22 protein-coding genes and 1 tRNA gene are annotated in these 17,986 nt (G+C 43.1%); 13 read left to right on the forward strand and 10 right to left on the reverse strand.

What is annotated here, in order from left to right; translation table 11 throughout:
- Position 1 precedes the first annotated feature (1 nt).
- Entirely contained in the window at positions 2–454 is a 453-nt protein-coding gene (locus ACP5SG_RS03650) for a hypothetical protein (protein WP_428122084.1), read from the forward strand.
- A 91-nt stretch (positions 455–545) separates the two neighbouring features.
- On the opposite strand, the gene ACP5SG_RS03655 is transcribed toward ACP5SG_RS03650, so the two are convergent.
- A tRNA-Phe gene (locus ACP5SG_RS03655) sits at positions 546–621 on the reverse strand.
- 82 nt (positions 622–703) lie between these two features.
- A complete protein-coding gene (locus ACP5SG_RS03660; RefSeq protein WP_424661386.1) occupies positions 704–1,489 on the reverse strand; it encodes a biotin--[acetyl-CoA-carboxylase] ligase in 786 nt (261 codons plus the stop codon).
- A 62-nt stretch (positions 1,490–1,551) separates the two neighbouring features.
- On the opposite strand from ACP5SG_RS03660, the gene ACP5SG_RS03665 reads away from it, so the two are divergent.
- From ACP5SG_RS03665 to ACP5SG_RS03675, 3 genes are read left to right on the forward strand one after another with little or no spacing between them, the layout of a single operon-like run.
- Positions 1,552–2,508 (forward strand): NAD-dependent epimerase/dehydratase family protein, encoded by a 957-nt coding sequence (locus tag ACP5SG_RS03665; protein WP_237888153.1) that lies wholly within the window; start codon positions 1,552–1,554, stop codon positions 2,506–2,508.
- Positions 2,505–3,488 (forward strand): glycosyltransferase family 4 protein, encoded by a 984-nt coding sequence (locus tag ACP5SG_RS03670; protein ID WP_428122050.1) that lies wholly within the window; start codon positions 2,505–2,507, stop codon positions 3,486–3,488. Before ACP5SG_RS03665 ends, ACP5SG_RS03670 begins: the two co-directional genes overlap by 4 nt.
- A 19-nt stretch (positions 3,489–3,507) precedes the next feature.
- Entirely contained in the window at positions 3,508–5,433 is a 1,926-nt protein-coding gene (locus ACP5SG_RS03675) for a polysaccharide biosynthesis protein (protein ID WP_428122054.1), read from the forward strand.
- A gap of 63 nt (positions 5,434–5,496) precedes the next feature.
- Here the strand turns inward: ACP5SG_RS03675 and ACP5SG_RS03680 are convergent, their stop codons facing one another.
- A complete protein-coding gene (locus ACP5SG_RS03680) occupies positions 5,497–5,766 on the reverse strand; it encodes a hypothetical protein (RefSeq protein WP_237888150.1) in 270 nt (89 codons plus the stop codon).
- A 337-nt stretch (positions 5,767–6,103) separates the two neighbouring features.
- Here ACP5SG_RS03680 and ACP5SG_RS03685 point away from each other — a divergent pair, with 337 nt between their 5' ends.
- From ACP5SG_RS03685 to ACP5SG_RS03710, 6 genes are read left to right on the forward strand one after another with little or no spacing between them, the layout of a single operon-like run.
- Positions 6,104–6,886: an MlaE family ABC transporter permease gene (locus tag ACP5SG_RS03685; protein ID WP_237888149.1), complete on the forward strand. Its 783-nt coding sequence runs from the start codon at positions 6,104–6,106 to the stop codon at positions 6,884–6,886.
- Positions 6,887–6,891: 5 nt separating this feature from the next.
- Positions 6,892–7,689, forward strand: coding sequence for an ABC transporter ATP-binding protein (locus ACP5SG_RS03690; RefSeq protein ID WP_237888148.1), 798 nt, complete (start codon positions 6,892–6,894; stop codon positions 7,687–7,689).
- Positions 7,670–8,116, forward strand: coding sequence for an outer membrane lipid asymmetry maintenance protein MlaD (gene mlaD / locus ACP5SG_RS03695; protein WP_237888147.1), 447 nt, complete (start codon positions 7,670–7,672; stop codon positions 8,114–8,116). Before ACP5SG_RS03690 ends, mlaD begins: the two co-directional genes overlap by 20 nt.
- Positions 8,117–8,131: 15 nt before the next feature.
- Positions 8,132–8,773: an MlaC/ttg2D family ABC transporter substrate-binding protein gene (locus ACP5SG_RS03700; RefSeq protein WP_237888146.1), complete on the forward strand. Its 642-nt coding sequence runs from the start codon at positions 8,132–8,134 to the stop codon at positions 8,771–8,773.
- Positions 8,774–8,779: 6 nt separating this feature from the next.
- Positions 8,780–9,247, forward strand: coding sequence for a Crp/Fnr family transcriptional regulator (locus ACP5SG_RS03705; protein WP_424661389.1), 468 nt, complete (start codon positions 8,780–8,782; stop codon positions 9,245–9,247).
- 15 nt (positions 9,248–9,262) lie between these two features.
- Entirely contained in the window at positions 9,263–10,042 is a 780-nt protein-coding gene (locus ACP5SG_RS03710; RefSeq protein ID WP_237888144.1) for an MlaA family lipoprotein, read from the forward strand.
- Positions 10,043–10,127: 85 nt separating this feature from the next.
- Here the strand turns inward: ACP5SG_RS03710 and ACP5SG_RS03715 are convergent, their stop codons facing one another.
- Positions 10,128–10,355: an FmdB family zinc ribbon protein gene (locus ACP5SG_RS03715; RefSeq protein ID WP_237888143.1), complete on the reverse strand. Its 228-nt coding sequence runs from the start codon at positions 10,353–10,355 to the stop codon at positions 10,128–10,130.
- Between the two features lie 104 nt (positions 10,356–10,459).
- On the opposite strand from ACP5SG_RS03715, the gene hpt reads away from it, so the two are divergent.
- Entirely contained in the window at positions 10,460–11,020 is a 561-nt protein-coding gene (gene hpt / locus ACP5SG_RS03720; protein WP_237888142.1) for a hypoxanthine phosphoribosyltransferase, read from the forward strand.
- A gap of 11 nt (positions 11,021–11,031) precedes the next feature.
- Here the strand turns inward: hpt and ACP5SG_RS03725 are convergent, their stop codons facing one another.
- The 6 genes from ACP5SG_RS03725 to ACP5SG_RS03750 are packed head-to-tail and all read right to left on the reverse strand — an operon-like array spanning position 11,032 to position 16,533.
- Positions 11,032–11,742: a ubiquinone/menaquinone biosynthesis methyltransferase gene (locus ACP5SG_RS03725; protein ID WP_237888141.1), complete on the reverse strand. Its 711-nt coding sequence runs from the start codon at positions 11,740–11,742 to the stop codon at positions 11,032–11,034.
- Complete coding sequence (locus ACP5SG_RS03730; RefSeq protein WP_237888140.1) at positions 11,739–12,611, reverse strand: menaquinone biosynthetic enzyme MqnA/MqnD family protein; 873 nt, start codon at positions 12,609–12,611, stop codon at positions 11,739–11,741. Before ACP5SG_RS03730 ends, ACP5SG_RS03725 begins: the two co-directional genes overlap by 4 nt.
- Positions 12,604–13,848 carry an amidohydrolase family protein gene (locus tag ACP5SG_RS03735; RefSeq protein ID WP_424661390.1) on the reverse strand — a complete coding sequence of 415 codons (1,245 nt, stop codon included), beginning with the start codon at positions 13,846–13,848 and terminating at the stop codon, positions 12,604–12,606. Before ACP5SG_RS03735 ends, ACP5SG_RS03730 begins: the two co-directional genes overlap by 8 nt.
- 21 nt (positions 13,849–13,869) lie before the next feature.
- Positions 13,870–14,940 (reverse strand): cyclic dehypoxanthinyl futalosine synthase, encoded by a 1,071-nt coding sequence (gene mqnC / locus ACP5SG_RS03740; protein ID WP_237888138.1) that lies wholly within the window; start codon positions 14,938–14,940, stop codon positions 13,870–13,872.
- Positions 14,937–16,022 carry an aminofutalosine synthase MqnE gene (gene mqnE / locus ACP5SG_RS03745; protein ID WP_424661391.1) on the reverse strand — a complete coding sequence of 362 codons (1,086 nt, stop codon included), beginning with the start codon at positions 16,020–16,022 and terminating at the stop codon, positions 14,937–14,939. Before mqnE ends, mqnC begins: the two co-directional genes overlap by 4 nt.
- Positions 15,991–16,533 carry an FKBP-type peptidyl-prolyl cis-trans isomerase gene (locus ACP5SG_RS03750; protein ID WP_428122073.1) on the reverse strand — a complete coding sequence of 181 codons (543 nt, stop codon included), beginning with the start codon at positions 16,531–16,533 and terminating at the stop codon, positions 15,991–15,993. The genes mqnE and ACP5SG_RS03750 overlap by 32 nt, the downstream gene beginning before the upstream one ends.
- A 457-nt stretch (positions 16,534–16,990) precedes the next feature.
- Between ACP5SG_RS03750 and ACP5SG_RS03755 the strand changes: the two genes are divergently transcribed.
- Positions 16,991–17,557 (forward strand): LolA family protein, encoded by a 567-nt coding sequence (locus ACP5SG_RS03755; protein WP_237888135.1) that lies wholly within the window; start codon positions 16,991–16,993, stop codon positions 17,555–17,557.
- A gap of 30 nt (positions 17,558–17,587) precedes the next feature.
- On the forward strand, positions 17,588–17,986 hold a 399-nt coding region (locus tag ACP5SG_RS03760; protein ID WP_428122079.1), incomplete at its 3' end, for a quinolinate synthase NadA.

Here is a 17,986-nt window from a genome sequence, read left to right on the forward strand (position 1 = left end):
ACTGCTCAAAAATCCAGTCAAGATCAAACAACTTCACAAGGGATTGCTACAGTTGAGTGAGAAGGGCGCGGTACAGCTGTTTCAGCCCATCCTTGGCAGTAGTTACATCCTGGGCGCAGTAGGATTATTGCAGTTTGAAGTGACTATGGCGCAGCTCAAGGCGGAATACGGAGTGGATGCGATCTGCGAAGGGGTTGATTATACTGCTGCCAGATGGGTGAGTCGTAGCGACAGAAAAAACTTGATGAGTTCAAGAGAAAAAATCAGGTCAATCTGGCCGTGGATGCCGAGGGCCATCTCGTATTTTTGGCTGCCGGCGAGTGGAGGTTCTCGCATACAAAAGAGCTTTTCCCAGATATCTTGTTTCATAACACCAGGGAATTCGGCTTATTATTTTAAACCATTTGGATGCATTAAATTAAAAAGAAAAGACTTTTTTCAAATACGTAAATGACCGGGTTTGATTCCCGCCAACTAAAAAAGCCTGCCTCTACGCAGGCTTATGAACTTTACAAGGATTTTTTGGATGTTAATGGATATTCATTTGGTGCCGAGGGACGGAATCGAACCGCCGACACGTGGATTTTCAGTCCACTGCTCTACCGACTGAGCTACCTCGGCAAAAAGTGCAATCATTATTATTGGCCATCCCTGATTTGTCAAGCGATTGTTGTCAGTATATAAAAACATATGAAAATAGAGATCAAATTGGGCATCTAAGGCTTATCCCACCAGAAGCAAGGGTGATCGAGCCCATGTCGGTATCTATGATAAGGTGTCCCGAACTGTCCAGCCCTGTCACAATCCCTGACATCTCTTCCTCCTGATACTCAAACAAAACGGCCTTGCCGATCATGCCTGACGATGTCTCCCATTCACGAAATATCGATTCAAGGCCATCCCGGGCCTCAATCAGTATCTTGTCTATCTCGTCAAGCAAGACATTAAGCATATGATCTCTTTTTACCTTGATGCCTACGCTAGCTTCAAGTGTGGTCGCCTTGTCACGCAATGACGGCCCGAATTGCTCAGGACCACCCTCAAGATTTATCCCTATTCCGGCCACCATGACCTTCATATCCCCTACAGATCTCACTTCACAAAGTATACCACAAAGTTTCCTGCCTGCGATAAGGATATCGTTGGGCCATTTGATCATGTGTCCTTTAACCCCGAGAAGCCTTAGGGCTCTAAATGTGGCAAGCCCTATTAAGATAGTAATAGATGGATAGATATAGCATAAAAATCCTCTGATATGTACGACAACAGAGCAAAAAAGATGCCTTTTATCAGCTGCACCGCCTGACCAACTCCGCTCCATCCTGCCGCGGCCGCCAGTTTGTCTGTCGGCATAGACCGTCAATCCATCTTCACTCAACAAGGCCTCATTTTTTAGGAGAAAGGTATTTGTTGAATCTATCTCATCGAGATGCAGCAATATCCGGCCTATAATCTGCCTTGACGTCTTTGGTATGATGAATTTAGGCATAGCTGTCGATTTCGATAATTTTATATTATATTAATAATCAAAAAATATCTCATCCCTTTAAAATGATCCATGTTTTAATCACCGGCGCCAATGGTTTCATAGGCCAAAACCTCTGCAAGAGCCTGTCCGGCTTGAATATATTTGCGCGTGGAGCTGTAAGAAGGATCGGGCCGCATATAGAAGGAATAAATGAATTATTGGTCGTGGGCGAGATAGGTCCCGACACAGAGTGGTCTTGCGCCTTGGATGGAATAGATATAGTTATACACCTTGCTGGCAAGACGCATGTCATACAAGGCGGCAAGGATCAAAAAAAGGAATTTTATACAATCAATACATATGGAACTGAAAGGCTGTGCAAAATGGCTGCGCACGCCGGGGTCAAACAGTTTATATATCTCAGCACAGCCAAGGTGCACGGAGAGATCAGCCTGGATAGACCATTCAGCGAAAAAGATATTCCGGCCCCTTCAGATGACTATGCGATGTCCAAATGGCAGGCCGAACAGGTAGTGAATGCAACGGCTGCGGGCTCAAATATGAAGGCCGTCATCCTGAGACCTCCAATGGTCTATGGCCCTAAAATGAAAGGAAACCTGTTGCGCCTATTGCGGCTCATTGATGCAGGCATTCCATTGCCCTTTTCATCCATAAATAACAAGCGCAGTCTTTTGAACGTCGCAAACCTAATTGATATCTTGTTGTCTTTAATAAGATATCCCATTCAGGAATCCGCCACATTTTTGGTGAGCGACGGGATTGACCTCTCAGTAGGAGAAATAATTAGGCTCCTCGCTAAAGCGCTCGGCAAAAAACCTCGGCTGATCCCGTGCCCTGTAAACATAATCAAGGTCGTAGCCTGCCTCCTTGGGAAAAGAGATGATGCTGAACGTATCGTAAATCCCTTGATGATCGACAGCTCTTTGATACAAAAGCACTTGAAATGGATGCCGCCCCATTCAATTTGGTCAGGATTTAAAGATGTAGCGAATTGGTATAAAACTCAAAAAAATTTATGAAGGCCACCTTGTTGCTGTCAATCCCTGCGTCATTTTTAACTACATATTTGTTTATAAAATGGATGCTCCGGAGCGGGGCCGCGATGCTGGCCATAGATGCACCTAACGCCCGCTCGCTCCACAAAAGGCCCATACCCAGGACTGGCGGACTTGGAATTATAGCTGGGACGGTAGCAGGCCTTGCTATATTGGATGAAGGCTGGATATTTCCGCTCCTGATACTGTCATGCGCCATTGCAGCCGTCTCGTTTTTGGATGATGTAAAAGACATTCATGCAGGTTATCGTTTGTCCATTCACTTAGTTGCGGCATATGTGCTTGTAGGCGTCTTTCTCCGACTGCAAACAGGAATTATCGTTGCCGCGGTCTTGGCCCTCGCCTGGATGACAAATCTCTTTAATTTTATGGACGGCTCTGACGGACTCGCTGGGGGTATGGCTGCATTGGGTTTTGGATTCTATGGCCTAGCGAGTCTCTTAGCAGGAGATATCACCTTCTCCCTTGCCAACCTCGCGATTTCAGCGGCCGCATCGGCATTTTTAATATATAACTTTCACCCTGCACGCATATTTATGGGTGATGCAGGCTCCACATTTCTGGGGTTCTTGTCCGGGGCCATCGGACTGATCGGATGGCAAAAGGGATTGTGGTCGCTGTGGTCCCCCATGCTCATATTTTCACCATTCATAATAGATTCAACGCTGACTTTGTTAAAAAGATTGACAAGGAGGGAAAAGATCTGGCGCGCCCATTGTGAGCACTATTATCAACGCCTTATTAAAATGGGATACGGCCACAAGAATACCGCCCTTATAGAATATTGCTTTATGATCTCTTCCGGGGCGGCGGGTTGCTTTTTGCCTAACGGTGCGGCAAAATGGGCCGTAATTTTATTTGTAGCCTGCAGTTATCTGGCCTTTATTTTAATAATTGATATATCTTGGAAAAAATTTATAACTAAAAAATGTCCTGGTCAATAAAAAGAGGTCTTATTCATTCATGAGATATCTCCTTAAACGCCTCAATCTGTATCTGCTCAATCACCGTTGGGTATGGGTCCGCACCATTATATTTTTTTATGACATGTCCTCCGTCGCCATATCATGGCTGTTGTCTTTCGTGATCATCTCGAATTTCAACCCATCTTATGTGGTCATATTTAAGTCTTTGCCTGCCGCATTTATCATTCAGGTTATATCGATCATGTATTTTCGCTTAGATCGGATAGTGGCAAGGTTCATTTCACTCCCCGATCTTATACGTATATTAAAATCCGTATTCTTTGCATGTTTCATCACCGCAATATTTGAATTTCAAAACATCCAACAAAAAGCCGTATTTGTACTGGACCCATTAATACTTACCATCCTCTTGGCAGGAGGAAGGACTTTATATCGACTTTATATAGAAGGCACAATCTATGGCAAGACGGGTCTCAGGACATTGATCATTGGAGCTGGCAGGGCAGGGGAGGCGCTGGCAAGAGAACTGCTTCGGAAAGATCAAAAGATTTATCTTCCTGTAGGTTTTTTGGATGACGACCGCCTGAAGGCTGGGAAAGAAATACTCGGGGTCCGGGTCGTCGGGCGCACCAGAGATCTGGCCCAAATAGTCCGTAGGTTGGATATAGAAATGGCGCTGCTCGCCATACCATCTGCCGCCCCCAAGACAGTAAGACGCATTACAAAACTATGCCATGAAGCCAACATTCCATGCCGCACCCTACCATCCATACAAAAACTTTTAACAAGTAAAGCTGATATTAGTACATTACATGATATCACTACTGAAAATCTCCTAGGTAGAGCACCAATCAGTCTGGACTGGGATGGCATAAGAAGCCAAATAGAAGATAAAACCATATTGGTAAGCGGCGCTGGTGGATCTATAGGGAGTGAACTATGTTGTCAAATAGCATCTCTTGACCCCAAAAAAATAATCCTTCTCGAAATCAGCGAATTCGGGCTCTATCAGATAGAGATGACACTCAAAGAGCAATATCCAAACAGGGAAATAAAGGCGATTTTGGCCGACATAAGAGACAGAGACAGTCTATTAAAGATCTTTAAAGAAGAAAGGCCGTCCCTGGTGTTTCATACGGCAGCGTACAAGCATGTCCCGATGGTCGAAAAAAATCCATTGGCTGGCATCAAGACAAATATATTCGGTACAAAGAATATAGCCGATGTCTCATCTGAGTCAGGCGTAGAGAAATTTATTTTAATCTCCACTGATAAGGCAGTAAATCCGACGAGTGTTATGGGTGCAACCAAGCGCATTGCTGAACTTTACTGTCAAAACATGACCTATGATTCCAATACGGCCTTTATAATAACTAGATTTGGAAATGTACTTGAATCCTCCGGTTCGGTAGTCCCGCTCTTTAAAAGGCAGATGGCAAATGGAGGGCCCCTTACCGTCACCCATCCGGAGATAAGGCGTTATTTCATGACCACTTCTGAGGCATGTCAACTTGTATTGCAGGCATCAGCACTGGGTTGCGGCGGCGAAATTTTTGTGCTCGATATGGGAGAACCTGTCAAGATCCTGGACATGGCTGAACAAATCATCCGCCTAGCAGGCTTTACCCCTTATACCGACATACCAATTGTCTTTACAGGTCTCAGACCGGGTGGAAAATTATATGAAGAGCTCTTTTATAGAGAAGAAAGGCTTACTCCCACTGCTCATCCCAAACTTTTGTTGGCAAAAGGCGCCGAAGTAGATTGGCAATGGTTGAAAGCAAAACTTAATGGTCTTAAGGTCATAAAAGACCCACTTGAAATAAAAATTTATCTAAAATCCATTATCAATGAATATCAATTCGCAGAGAATATCATTCCACCAAAATTAAATTATCTAACCGATAAAATCAAAGATCTAGCCAAATATAAAGAAAAGGCCAAACCAAGAAAAATTAATTGATTTTTACATCAAAAAGGGCCTTTCAAGGCCCTTTTTGATGTAAAATAAATTAGATGCTATTAATTACTTTGTCTCAGGCTGTGTCTCAGGCTGTGCGGCCGGGCTTTCTTCTGTCGCTTTTGCCTTCTTTGCCGCCTTAGCTTTTGCCTTCTTTGCCTTCTTTGCCTTCTTTACTTTCCTTGCCTTCTTTACAACCTCCTTTTTTGCAGGCGCTTTTTCAACTTGCTCTTGCGCGGCAGGCTGCTGATCTTGCGTCTGCATATCTTCTGCAAGGGCAGCAAAAGATAGGCCCATCACTGACAATGCAACGGCTAGTGTTAAAAACTTTTTCATTTAGAAAATACCTCCTCTACGAATTTAAATTAAATTAATTATAATTCTGAAAAATTACAAATTTATTACAAGAAAATTACATAAGTTAATAATACTCACTTTTCTTGATGCTGAATCCAGTACCTATATCTTTATTTATTTTTTATGTCGGCGGCTTCTGCCAAGGCCATATTAAAAATTATATCGTTATATTAACTCTATGTATAAATATTTTTATAATATCCAGAAGAAACTGGCATTCAATAGATAATAAGACTATAATAACTTTTTTTGAGGTTGAAACAATGCGCTTAAGGTGATAAAAATTAAAAAAATTATTTATTCAACGGCCTATTGTATGACGATTTTTTCAAAGCTGGGTAGCTCGATTATAGGCTTTCTTGATTATGCAGGCAGGATGGGAATTTTTCTCTTTTACTGCCTTATAAGCGTAATTGTGCCTCCATATAAAATACGCCCCATAATACAACAAATATATTTTATCGGAGCAAGCTCAGTATTCGTCATACTGTTCACAGGGGCGTTCACAGGCATGGTGCTTGGACTTCAAGGTTATTATAGCCTGCGTCAGTTTGGTTCAGAAGGCGCCCTCGGGTCAGCCGTCGGATTGAGCTTGGTCAGGGAGCTTGGTCCTGTATTGACGGCCCTGATGGTTACAGGCAGGGCTGGTTCGGCGATTTGCGCCGAGATCGGAATCATGCGTAATTCCGAACAGATCGACGCCCTTGAATGCATGGCGATCGATCCGTATAAATTCATCATTGCCCCTAAGCTTGTTGCTGCAATTATCTGTATACCCCTTCTTACAAGTCTTTTTGATTGCATAGGCATAATAGGTGGTTTTGCGGTAGGGGTGGATCTCTTGGGGGTAAACGAGGGTGCTTATTTTTATGGTTTATACAAAAGCGTTGTATGGCAGGATGTACATATGGGCATTATAAAGTCCTTGGCCTTTGCCGTAATCATCATCTGGATATGCGCCGCAAAGGGTTTTTATCTCCATCTTGATCGCCTGGGCTTTGGCGCAGAAGGCGTAAGCCGAGCCACCACACAAGCCGTAGTACTTTCATCCGTAGCCATCCTTGTCTTTGACTATCTAATTACGGCTATTCTGCTTTAAACGATATGGCGAAAGAATCAAGACGGATTGTAATAGAACTTAGGGATGTCAGAAAGACATTCGGCAATCAGACGGTACTGAATGGAGTAAATCTTTCGATAGTTGAAGGAAAGACAACCGTTATCGTCGGTGCAAGTGGCCAAGGCAAGTCCGTGATAATTAAACATATGCTAGGGCTTTTGCGCGCCGATGTCGGTGAAGTTCTCATATATGGGAAAGATATTGGCAAAATGAAACAAAAAGAGCTAAAGGAGACGCGCGCAAATTTTGGTGTACTATTTCAAGGTGCCGCGCTCTTCGACTCCATGACCGTTTATGACAATGTCGCATTGCCGCTTCGCGAACGGACCAAGCTCTCTGAAAGACATATCAAAGACAAAGTGCATGAAAAATTGGCACTTATGGATCTCGAGGGGATGGACATGAAATTCCCGGCCCAGTTAAGCGGCGGGATGAAAAAGAGAGTAGGACTGGCGCGCGCCCTGATTCTCGATCCAAAAATTATGTTTCTTGATGAACCTACAACCGGTCTTGATGTCAAAAGGAGCAAAGAGATATACCGACTCATACAGAGCACGCAGGCAAGGCTTGGCTTCACCGCCATCATTGTAAGCCATGATGCACCCAAGATATTCAAGCTGGCAGACTATATCGCCTTGATTGCAGAGGGAAAGATACAGGGATGCTTGCCGCCTGAGGGCTTTCAGCTGTCTCGGAACAGTTATATAAAGGGTTTTGTAGAGGAGACGATGGGCAATATTTATTCTTCAGGGGATTCCTTTTATGAATCGGATCAAAATTGATACAATAGTCGGTTTGTTTTTGATCGGAGGTTTTATCTGTTTTGCATATCTTGCAATAAAACTTGGAGATGTCCCGCTTCTGGGCGAAAACTCCTATAATGTAACCGCCTACTTTACCTCTATTTCAGGCCTCAAAGAAGGAGCCGACGTGGATATAGGAGGAGTCAAGGTTGGTAAAGTAAAAAAAATAACACTTGATCAAAATACATATGAAGCAAAAGTAATCCTTGCTATTAAAAATGGCGTCAAGATACCAAGCGACACAATTGCAAGTATAAAAACTTCTGGCATAATAGGTGACAAATACATAAGTCTCAAGCCAGGAGCATCAGAAAAATATCTAAAAGATGGAAGTAAGATAACAGATACTGAAGCTGCTATAGATATAGAAGGACTTATTAGTAAATATATATTTGAAAAACAATAGGAAGGAAGAATAGATATGAAAACTATTTCACAATTAAAATTTATAGCTACTTTACTGTTAATAGCAATCTTTATCGCTTCTTCTTTCAGACCAGCTATAGCAAATAATAAACAAGATCCTATGGCCTTAATAAGTACTACTGTTAATTCAATAATCGATCTACTTAAAAATAAAAATTTAAACAAAGATGAGAAAACACAAAAAATCAGAGCATTAGTTTTTGAACGCTTTGATTTTAATGAAATGTCTAAAAGAGTCTTAGGCACTAATTGGAGAGGACTTACGCCTGAACAGCGGGAGACCTTTGCAGATTTGTTTTCAAAACTCCTTGAGGCGTCTTATATAGGAAAAATTGAAAGCTACTCAGATGAAAAAGTTATTTTCCAGAATGAAATTCTACAAGGTGATACTGCAAGAGTAAATACACTTGTCCGAACAAAAACAAATGATATACCACTTATTTATTATATGTTTTTTAATGGTAAAAGCTGGTATATATATGATGTTATAATTGAAAATGTAAGTCTTGTAAGTACATATAGAGGAACATATAATCAAATTATAAGACAAAAAGGTTTTGCTGATTTGATTCAAGAAATGAATAAAAAAATAGATGAATTAAATGCATCAAGAAATAATCACAATAAAGGCATATGATATTAAATGGATAAAAGAGATCTATGCTTAGATATAAAAATATCTCTTGCTGGGCTCAGCTGCCTGAAAGGTATAGCCATTGACAACCTTTCCTCTTTTTTTGCACTAAAAAAATCGCTGGCTGGCGAGATTCTTTTTAAAGAAGGAGACAGGGCTGATTGGATGGCCTTTATTGTCTCTGGAAAGCTTGAAATTAAAAAGCAGACTGAGTTCCATGACAAATATTTTGTATTGTCTATCTTGGGAAGTGGTTCATTTATCGGAGAAAGGGCCATACTAAATAAAGGCGAACTTCCACGATCAGCCACTGCAACGGCCCTTGAAGAGACATGTCTTGCCGTTATGAAATGGGATTCCTTTGAGGAACTCCTTGAGAAATTCCCTGATATTGCGGCGAAATTGCTAAGGGTATTATTAAATGAAGTATCTTTAAGATTGATTGGTGCCAACAATCGCATGGCATCGGTTTTTTAATTTACCGGAGGGACTATGAAACTGTCGCACGCTGCCGTTTTGCCAATAGTCGTATCTTTGCTGTGCATAAACCAGGCTCTGTTCGTTGTAAACGATGTATCCGCAAATGACGCACAAGGTGCAACTTCCATCGCCAAACCATTCGATTCTGAATCGAACAACCAAGATGAAGAATATGAGAAGGCCATCGCATCGATGCCAGACCCTATAGAGCCATTCAATCGCATCATGTTTCAGCTAAATGATAAACTTTATTTTTATTTTTTTAAACCTATAGCAAAGGGATATTCTTTTGTAATACCTGAGACGGCCAGGATATCGGTCTCTAACTTCTTTTCAAATCTTGCTACGCCTATAAGGCTTAGCAACTGTCTCCTCCAGGGAAGGATAAGCGATGCCTCCAATGAGTTTACCCGCTTCTGCATAAACAGTATCTATGGAGTAGGGGGTTTGTTTGATCCGGCAAGAAATTTTTGGGACATCCCAAAAAAACAGGAAGATTTCGGCCAAACGCTCGGACGCTATGGTGCAGGTCCAGGTTTTTATCTGGTGCTGCCGTTTTTTGGGCCGTCAAGCCTAAGGGATGGGATCGGGATTGTGGTGGATTTTTTGCCCGATCCGATGACATATCTCCTCACTACGGCTGAATATTGGGGGACGGAAGGGGTTGTCAGGGTTAATTACATATCTCTTCATATGGGAGAATATGAAAAGATCAAAAGAGAGGCCATTGATCCATATCTTTTTACAAGAGATGCATATGCACAATATAGGGCAGGTCTGATAAGGCAGTAATAAATAAAGAGGCCAGGCGATGAACATGCCCGACCTCTTGTGTCATGCGTCATGCAGGCACACGGCCTGAGCTCTTTTGTTAAGCTCAACCAAAACGCCTGCCGAAATGTCCGGCGCCTCCGCTGCAAGATGAACTTAAGCCGCTTTTTCCGCTGGACAGGCTGGTCGAGCTGTAGTTGAAACCCGAGGGCATCTTTTTCGTTTCTCTTGCGCCGCAATAAGGGCAGTGGACATCGTTTGCATCTTTAAAGGAAGAGACAAAACGTTCAAATGTCTTTTTGCAGTTGTTGCAAAAGAAATCAAAAATCGGCATAATCTCTCCTTTTCCTGTATGATTTTGATAAGATTGTAAAATTTTATTACAATTATATAAATTAATCTTTTTAAATATATTGTCAATCGGAATAGGAGGAAACTTTGAAGACGGAAGATGAATTAAAAGAAGTGCTTTCACCTTCAACAATAGCAAAGCGGGTCTTTGAGCTCGGTGAAAAGATTACAAAAGATTATCAGAATAACCCATTGATATTGATCGGTATATTAAAAGGCGCTTTTATTTTTATGGCCGACTTGGTCCGCGCCATAAAATTGCCAATCAAATTGGATTTCGTAAGGCTTTCAAGCTATGCAGGGACTGAATCATCCGGCGGCATATCCTTCAGCAAGGATATAGAGTTGGATATCACAGGTCTTGACGTGCTTGTCGTAGAAGATATCATAGATACCGGCTATACCATCAAGTACCTCAAAGAGGTGCTAAAACTACATGAACCCGCTTCTGTGCGTATCTGCTGCCTGATCGACAAAAAGGAAAGACGCAAGGTAGAGATAGAAGCCGATTATGTAGGTTTCGAAATCAGACATGGCTTTTTGGTTGGATATGGTCTTGACTATAACGAACAATACAGGTATCTGCCAGGTATATATAAATTGAACCCTGGTTATAAACCGATAGGTTTTGTGCCATCCGACAGATAGATAACGCATACTTAGGGCTTTAAACCTGTATAAAGGGTCACAATACCAAAAGTGAGCGGCCTATAGTTAATATTTACAAAACCTGCCCCTCGCATCATGGATGCAAGGACATGGGGCTCATAAAATGCCTGAATTGAGTCTGCCAGATATCTGTAGGCCTCGCGGTCTTTTGAAATAAGACTTCCCAGTGCTGGAAGAAACCTATGGAGATAAACGTTATATATCTTAGAGAAGGCATGGTTCTTTGGACGCGAGAATTCAAGAATCACAAGCTTTCCGCCCGGTTTCAACACCCGCAACATCTCTCTGAGACCCTTTTCAAGACGGCTCAAATTCCTAACACCAAAGGCCACCGTTGCCCCAGAAAATCTTGAATTCGATATAGGCAATTCCTCGCCATCCCCGCATACAGGCACAATAAAACCCATCTTTTTATCGCCATTGAGCTTAAAAACACCACATTTGAGCATTTCATAGCAAAAATCCATCGCGACTATTGTGTTGTTTCTTCTCTTTGCAAGTTCGCGAGAGAGCGGCAAGGTTCCTGCGCACAGATCGAGAATCGGACCCTCTTCACATCCGTCCAGCTCACGGGCCGTTACTAAACGCCAATACGAATCTATTTTCAAGCTGAGGATCGAGTTCAAAAGGTCATAGCTGCCGGCGACAGATGCAAATTTCTTCCTTACGAAATGTTTTTTTTCATTTTCTGAGTACATCATGTCGCAAAGGCCTCAAAAAAAGATAATGAAGAGATCTTTGGGAAATCACCACGTCTGTTAAGTAGATCAAAAAAGTGCAAAAGCCCTTTTTGTTTTTCCTCTGTCAAATCAAGCTCAATACCCCTTAAATAATCAAGGCACTTGGTCTTGTCCATAGGTATTACGATTGCGGCAATGTCACTTATCCTTTCAAGCTCCTGTTGGCCTTGAAGTCGACAGTGATTCAGCTTTCTATAAAGTATCGTCAATGCGTCAGATGTATCTTTAATACACTCCTTCCTTATCGCCCACACTGCAAAGACAAAAGGGAGTCCTGTATTGTTGAGCCATATCTCGGCGAGATCAACGGAAAGGTCGATCTGATCAAAATCGATCCTCTCCCTCAGCCGTAATGCCTCGTCGCCTATGGCAAGGTAGGCAGATGCCCCCACGTCTTTTTTGTTCAAAAGGCTGAAGTCTCCGGTCATATAGATAGGTTTTACACCCAAAAAGTCTTCAAGCACAATCTTCACAAGATTTGCCGATGTAGCAGAATATTGGGTTACAATCACAATCCTGCCCTGAAGCCTTTTAAGGGGCACCTTGCTGAAGAGCGTTACGCTTCCGACCGTGCCGGTTGCGCTGATCGACAACCCAGGAAAGATGAGGTATTTTTTAAAATTAAGTCCGTAAAAATACGACGATACTATACCCACCTCAATTTTACCTGCATCAAGAAGCCTGTTCAATAAGACAGGTGGGCCTTCCACTATCTCCCAGCCCGGCGCCCCGCCAGATTCCTTCCATGGTATATATATTTGTGAGGTATTTATAAAATTTACAAACCCTACCCTTGGTTTGGGGCTCGATTTAGATAAGACGTCAGCCATTGATCAGATGACACCTCACTTCAGGACCTTCACAACCCATTGTCAGAAAATCATATATATCACTTTCTATTATATTTGGGGCATTGACGGCAAGAAATACTGCAATCTTTCCCTCTGAAAGTGCACCCAGGTCCTCACCCATGCCAAGCGCCCTTGCGCCGCCATGGGTTGCGGCCTTAAAAATTATCTCGGTCGAAAGTCCTGGCGCAATGCGCGCAAGGCTTGCCATTTCTGAAAATATGGACAGCCTGTCATTACTTGCAAGGCTATCCGTTCCAAGGACGATCGGTACGCCGGCCTTTACCAGTTTTTCGGCAGGCGGAATGCCTACACCTAAAAAAAAATTGCTTCTAGGACACAGACAGGCAGTAGCACCACCCCTTGCCAATATGTCTATATCGTCATCACTCAAATGTACGCAGTGAACACATATCGTATCCTTGTCAAGCACATTTAGAGATGAAAGATATGATACAGGGCTAGCCTTGGGAATGTCATAAAAAGGCAGCCAGCACCCCCTTTCTTCAAGTAGCTCTCTCAATGGACCATTGCCGCCAGCCAAAAACTCTATCTCATCTGACGATTCTGCGACATGTATAGAAAAAGGCCTTTTTCTCAATCGACTTATCGACTTTATGACCTTTATCGCCTGCGGAGACACTGTATAAGGTGCATGCGCCGCAACTGTAAAATGAAAGCAGCCGGACGTCATAGCCGTAAAACTGATCCAGTCATTTACCAATGGTCTTGGATCGTTTTGCTGACATATTATCTCTTTAAAAAAGATACCCCTTATGCCTGGCCCCATGTTCTGCAGGACGATTTCAGGGATAAGCTCTGTATTGCCGATATCTCCAACCGCCACTATCCCGCCTGAGGTCATCTCATTTATGGCTGCCTCGACCGCTGGCCTAAACTCATCGGCATTGATATTGCTGCGCGCCTTGATAACAGCCCGTATCCAACCAGTGAAAGAACCACTGGGCTCAAGGCGATATTTCAAAGGAGCAAGCTCCATGTGCGAGTGCACATTTATGAGCCTAGGACAGAGTATCACATCCCCATGATCCAAGATCGTACCGTGAAAGCGAAGGGCTATTTTATTTATCTCGCCTACCTCGATTATCTTCCCGCCAAAGGTCACAACCGCGCCGTTTGAAATAGGCGGACACGATACCGGCACCACCCATCTGGCTCTATGGATGCGTAAGGTCTCTCTATTATCCAATCTCTTCATTTATCTTCATTTAAAGGATATCTATCTGGATTTTTCCGCAAATCTATAATCCATAAGACGCTGTTTGGGCAAAAACCCAGCTTCTACGATGAGTCTCCTTATCTCATCTTCAGACAGCTTATGAGTTACCCCTGTTGCGGCCACTACGTTTTCTTCTATCATCGTGCTACCAAAATCATTGGCACCGAAGGATAGGGCTATCTGTGCTACCTTTGGCCCCTGAGTCACCCAAGAGGCCTGAAGGTTTGCAAAATTGTCCAGGACTATCCGTGAGATGGCAAGGAGCTTTAAATATTCATGGGCTGTTGCGGCCTTAACACTGAGGGCGGTGTTTTTTGGCTGAAATGGCCATGGAATAAAGGCAGTAAATCCACCGGTGCGGTCCTGAAGTTCACGAAGACGCATAAGGTGGACAATCCGCTCCTCTATAGTCTCGATGTGACCGAACATCATAGTTGCGGTGGTTCTAATCCCGAGCCTATGAGCCGTCTCCATTACACCCAGCCACTCGTCTGTGCCAGCCTTTTTTGGAGATACAATATTCCTTACCCTGTCAGAAAGTATCTCTGCGCCTCCACCAGGTATGGAATCAAGACCTGCCGCTTTGAGTCTAAGAAGTACCTCGGCTACAGAAAGACCCGAAAGCCTGGCAAGATGGATGATCTCTGGCGGCGAAAATGCATGGCAGTGTATATCGAAACCTTTTATGAAAGAGAGCATGTCTTCATAGAAAGACAACGGCAAATCAGGGTGAAGTCCACCCTGAAGAAGTATCTGGGTGCCACCCAGGGCCTTAGTCTCTTCTATCTTTTGGCCCAGTTCTCTTTTTGAGAGCACATAGCCGGCACTATCCCCTGGCGCCCGAAAGTAAGCACAGAACTTGCAGCCCGATATGCAGACATTCGTATAGTTAATGTTTCTATCTATCACATATGTTACGACAGGTTCGGGGTGCAGAAAGTGCCTTATTTCGTCCGCAAACATACCTAGGGTCAGGAGATCGGCATTTTCATAAAGAAAAACGGCTTCGTCACCAGTTATCCTCTGCCGATCCCTAACTTTTCGAAAGATGTCTTGTATGGTCGCCTTCATACAGGTCGGTAGAGTGTATCCCTTTCGATAGGTATACGGCCTGCTTGTTTTATCAAGTCTTCAATCTCTTTTCTTGTCATGGCTTGAGAGGTCTCACCACCTGCCATATGGGCGATCTTCTCCTCCATCACCGTACCATCTAAGTCATCAGCCCCAAAGGAAAGGGCTATCTGCGCTACCTTCGGCCCTAACATCACCCAATAGGCCTTTATATGAGGAAAATTGTCAAGCATGAGCCTTGAAAGGGCTATCATCTTCAAATCCTCGACCCCGCCAGTTATGGAAACACCGTTGAGCTCAGTATTTTTTGGATGAAAGGCAAGGGGTATAAAGCACATGAATCCGCCTGTCTCGTCTTGGGCGTCTCTCAGCGCCATCAGGTGGTCTATACGCTCATCCAGGGTCTCAATGTGCCCGTAAAGCATGGTTGCATTAGTCTTCAGCCCGAGCCTATGCGCTGTCTTTGCAACCTCAAGCCAGCTCTCGCCGGAGAGCTTGTTTGGACAGAGACGCTCACGTATCCTGGGGCTAAATATCTCAGCCCCTCCGCCGGGCATAGAGCCAAGTCCTGCCGCAATAAGATCAGAGATGGCGTCTTCTATAGACTTTCCGCCCATCCTTGCAATATGGGCAATCTCTACGCAGGTGAATGCCTGTATATGTATATCTGGACGAACGGCCTTTATGGCCTTTAGCATATCAATATAATATTCATAAGGGAGATCAGGATGAACTCCGCCGACGATATGGACCTCTCTGACAGGTTCGCTCAACCGTTCCTCAATCTTGGATACTATCTCGCCAATGGTCATCTCATAGGCTGCGTGTGCCCCCTTTTTCTTGCCAAAGGCGCAGAATTTACACAGATTTATACAAATATTTGAGTAATTTATATGCTGATTATAGATATAATAGGTTTTATCGCCGTTCAGTCTCTCTCGGACGATATTTGCCAAATAACCAAGAAGCGGCAGATTATTGATCTCGTAAAGCCTTTTGGCATCATAGGCATCAAGACGTTGATTTGAAATAATTTTTTCATATATCGCACTAATCCCTGCCTTCTTCAATGCCGTTTCCATTGGCGAATACCCCTTTATTGTTATTTTGCGGGTCAGGATAAAAGACATCCTTTACTTTAACCTCAAAATAGAGGGTTTTCCCAGCAAGTGGATGATTAAAATCCACAAGCACAGCCCCTTGCAAGACAGACCGCACCAATGCAGCCCTTCTAATACCGAACTCGTCAGGGACCTTTATAACCTTGCCTGTCTCAATCTCTTCAAAAATACGTTCGGTTGCGACTAGATATACCTTTTTTGGGTCATAATAACCATAGCCGAACAAAGGCGCCACAGCTATTACTTTATCCTCACCAGGTGCAAGGCCGATCAATCCTTCTTCCACAGGCCTTGGAAAATCACTCTGTCCACATAAAAACTTTACAGGTCCGCCTGATTTTTCAGAAGAATCGACTATCTGACCAGTGGCAAGCCTTACACGGTATTCAATTACGACTATGCTTCCATATTCTACTCGAGCCATCACAAAAACCTCGATACCACCTTGTTCGGCCGCATTTCTGACAATCACCCTTTGCGATATTATTACAATGTCTTACTAAAAAGGATAGGGGGAAGGTCGGTATCGCGACCCACTTTCCAATCCTGAAAAGATATTTTAGTTAAGGCCAATTATATAAATAACACCTTATATATACCCATGCAATCCAAAGAGACCGCCACGGCAAACAAGATAGACGCATTAATGGAACATATCGTTCTCATGATTAATTTATCTACCTTACAACTGGTATTTCTAAATATTTTTTATGCTATAGGATTGCCAAATGGGACGCCGCATTGATTTATTGGCCGTTAGGGTATAATTATATAAATGAAAGATCAATTATTATTTAAGGAATTTTATAAAAATGTCAAATAAGTTTTATTTATTTTGCTACATTTTATTTATTTTTTATGCAATATTTTTTAATTCCACTTTATCTTTTGCACAGGACCAAGCGAGACATGTCACCGAGCTGGCAAATATGCTCCAAAGACGTTATGAAAAAACAAATGACATCAAGGCTGATTTTGTGCAGGAAACCAAACCAGCCAGCGTAAATGAAAGTATAACAGCTACAGGCACGGTCTATTTCAAAAGACCGTACCTAATGCGCTGGGAATACAAACAACCTGAGCCTCAATTGATCGTAACCTCTGGCAGCGAGGTTTATGTATATGAACCGGAGGCAAAACAGGTAACAGTGTTGGCAAGGGAGCAGTTTTTATCTTCTGAGGTAAGCAGAGCCTTTTTCTTTGGCAAAGGAGATATCAATAAATATTTTCTGGTAGGTCCAGGGGGACAAAACGGCCTTGATCCAAACTGGTCTTTAAAGCTCATACCGCTTGATGACGCCGGGCAGGTCCAGACGATTTGGGTAGGCCTTGATCCTAAGACCCATCTAATAAAGGAGATGTGGCTTGAAGATCAAACTGGTGGAAAGATCCACTTGATGTTTAAAAACATTGAGGTGAATACGGCCATTAAAGACTCTCTCTTTAAATTCGTTCCACCAAAAGGAATTGATATATATAGAACGGACGATAACTAGCACAGCGATTAATTTAATAAGGATCAAGATATGACGCGCCAGGATGAATTGGCTCTAAAAATCAAAAGGCTTGCAACGGATAAAAATGCAATAATCCTTGCTCACAACTATCAGCCTCCTGAGATACAAGACCTAGCAGACATAACTGGAGATTCTCTGGCACTTAGTATCGAGGCCTCAAAGACGAATGCAGATATCATCTTGTTTTGTGGCGTACATTTTATGGCCGAGACAGCTGCCATCGTATGTCCTGACAAAAAGGTGCTGTTGCCTGTAATAGATGCAGGTTGTGCCATGGCTGACATGCTCACTGCCGCAGAGCTAAGGGACTTTAAAAAACAATATCCGGATGTACCGGTTGTGACATATGTAAATTCCACCGCAGAGGTCAAGGCCGAGAGTTACATCTGCTGCACCTCTGCAAATGCG

The sequence above is a fragment of the Dissulfurimicrobium sp. genome (assembly GCF_049968175.1).
In the GTDB taxonomy this organism is placed as follows: Bacteria; Desulfobacterota; Dissulfuribacteria; order Dissulfuribacterales; family Sh68; genus Dissulfurimicrobium; species Dissulfurimicrobium hydrothermale.

What these genes read in the sequence shown, in the direction of transcription:
- ACP5SG_RS03660 (WP_424661386.1), bottom strand. Translation starts at nt 1,489, where the DNA reads ATGCCTAAATTCATCATACCAAAGACGTCAAGGCAGATTATAGGCCGG.
- ACP5SG_RS03665 (WP_237888153.1), top strand. Translation starts at nt 1,552, where the DNA reads ATGATCCATGTTTTAATCACCGGCGCCAATGGTTTCATAGGCCAAAAC.
- ACP5SG_RS03670 (WP_428122050.1), top strand. Translation starts at nt 2,505, where the DNA reads ATGAAGGCCACCTTGTTGCTGTCAATCCCTGCGTCATTTTTAACTACA.
- ACP5SG_RS03675 (WP_428122054.1), top strand. Translation starts at nt 3,508, where the DNA reads ATGAGATATCTCCTTAAACGCCTCAATCTGTATCTGCTCAATCACCGT.
- ACP5SG_RS03680 (WP_237888150.1), bottom strand. Translation starts at nt 5,766, where the DNA reads ATGAAAAAGTTTTTAACACTAGCCGTTGCATTGTCAGTGATGGGCCTA.
- ACP5SG_RS03685 (WP_237888149.1), top strand. Translation starts at nt 6,104, where the DNA reads ATGACGATTTTTTCAAAGCTGGGTAGCTCGATTATAGGCTTTCTTGAT.
- ACP5SG_RS03690 (WP_237888148.1), top strand. Translation starts at nt 6,892, where the DNA reads ATGGCGAAAGAATCAAGACGGATTGTAATAGAACTTAGGGATGTCAGA.
- mlaD (WP_237888147.1), top strand. Translation starts at nt 7,670, where the DNA reads ATGAATCGGATCAAAATTGATACAATAGTCGGTTTGTTTTTGATCGGA.
- ACP5SG_RS03700 (WP_237888146.1), top strand. Translation starts at nt 8,132, where the DNA reads ATGAAAACTATTTCACAATTAAAATTTATAGCTACTTTACTGTTAATA.
- ACP5SG_RS03705 (WP_424661389.1), top strand. Translation starts at nt 8,780, where the DNA reads ATGGATAAAAGAGATCTATGCTTAGATATAAAAATATCTCTTGCTGGG.
- ACP5SG_RS03710 (WP_237888144.1), top strand. Translation starts at nt 9,263, where the DNA reads ATGAAACTGTCGCACGCTGCCGTTTTGCCAATAGTCGTATCTTTGCTG.
- ACP5SG_RS03715 (WP_237888143.1), bottom strand. Translation starts at nt 10,355, where the DNA reads ATGCCGATTTTTGATTTCTTTTGCAACAACTGCAAAAAGACATTTGAA.
- ACP5SG_RS03725 (WP_237888141.1), bottom strand. Translation starts at nt 11,742, where the DNA reads ATGATGTACTCAGAAAATGAAAAAAAACATTTCGTAAGGAAGAAATTT.
- ACP5SG_RS03730 (WP_237888140.1), bottom strand. Translation starts at nt 12,611, where the DNA reads ATGGCTGACGTCTTATCTAAATCGAGCCCCAAACCAAGGGTAGGGTTT.
- ACP5SG_RS03735 (WP_424661390.1), bottom strand. Translation starts at nt 13,848, where the DNA reads ATGAAGAGATTGGATAATAGAGAGACCTTACGCATCCATAGAGCCAGA.
- mqnC (WP_237888138.1), bottom strand. Translation starts at nt 14,940, where the DNA reads ATGAAGGCGACCATACAAGACATCTTTCGAAAAGTTAGGGATCGGCAG.
- mqnE (WP_424661391.1), bottom strand. Translation starts at nt 16,022, where the DNA reads ATGGAAACGGCATTGAAGAAGGCAGGGATTAGTGCGATATATGAAAAA.
- ACP5SG_RS03755 (WP_237888135.1), top strand. Translation starts at nt 16,991, where the DNA reads ATGCTCCAAAGACGTTATGAAAAAACAAATGACATCAAGGCTGATTTT.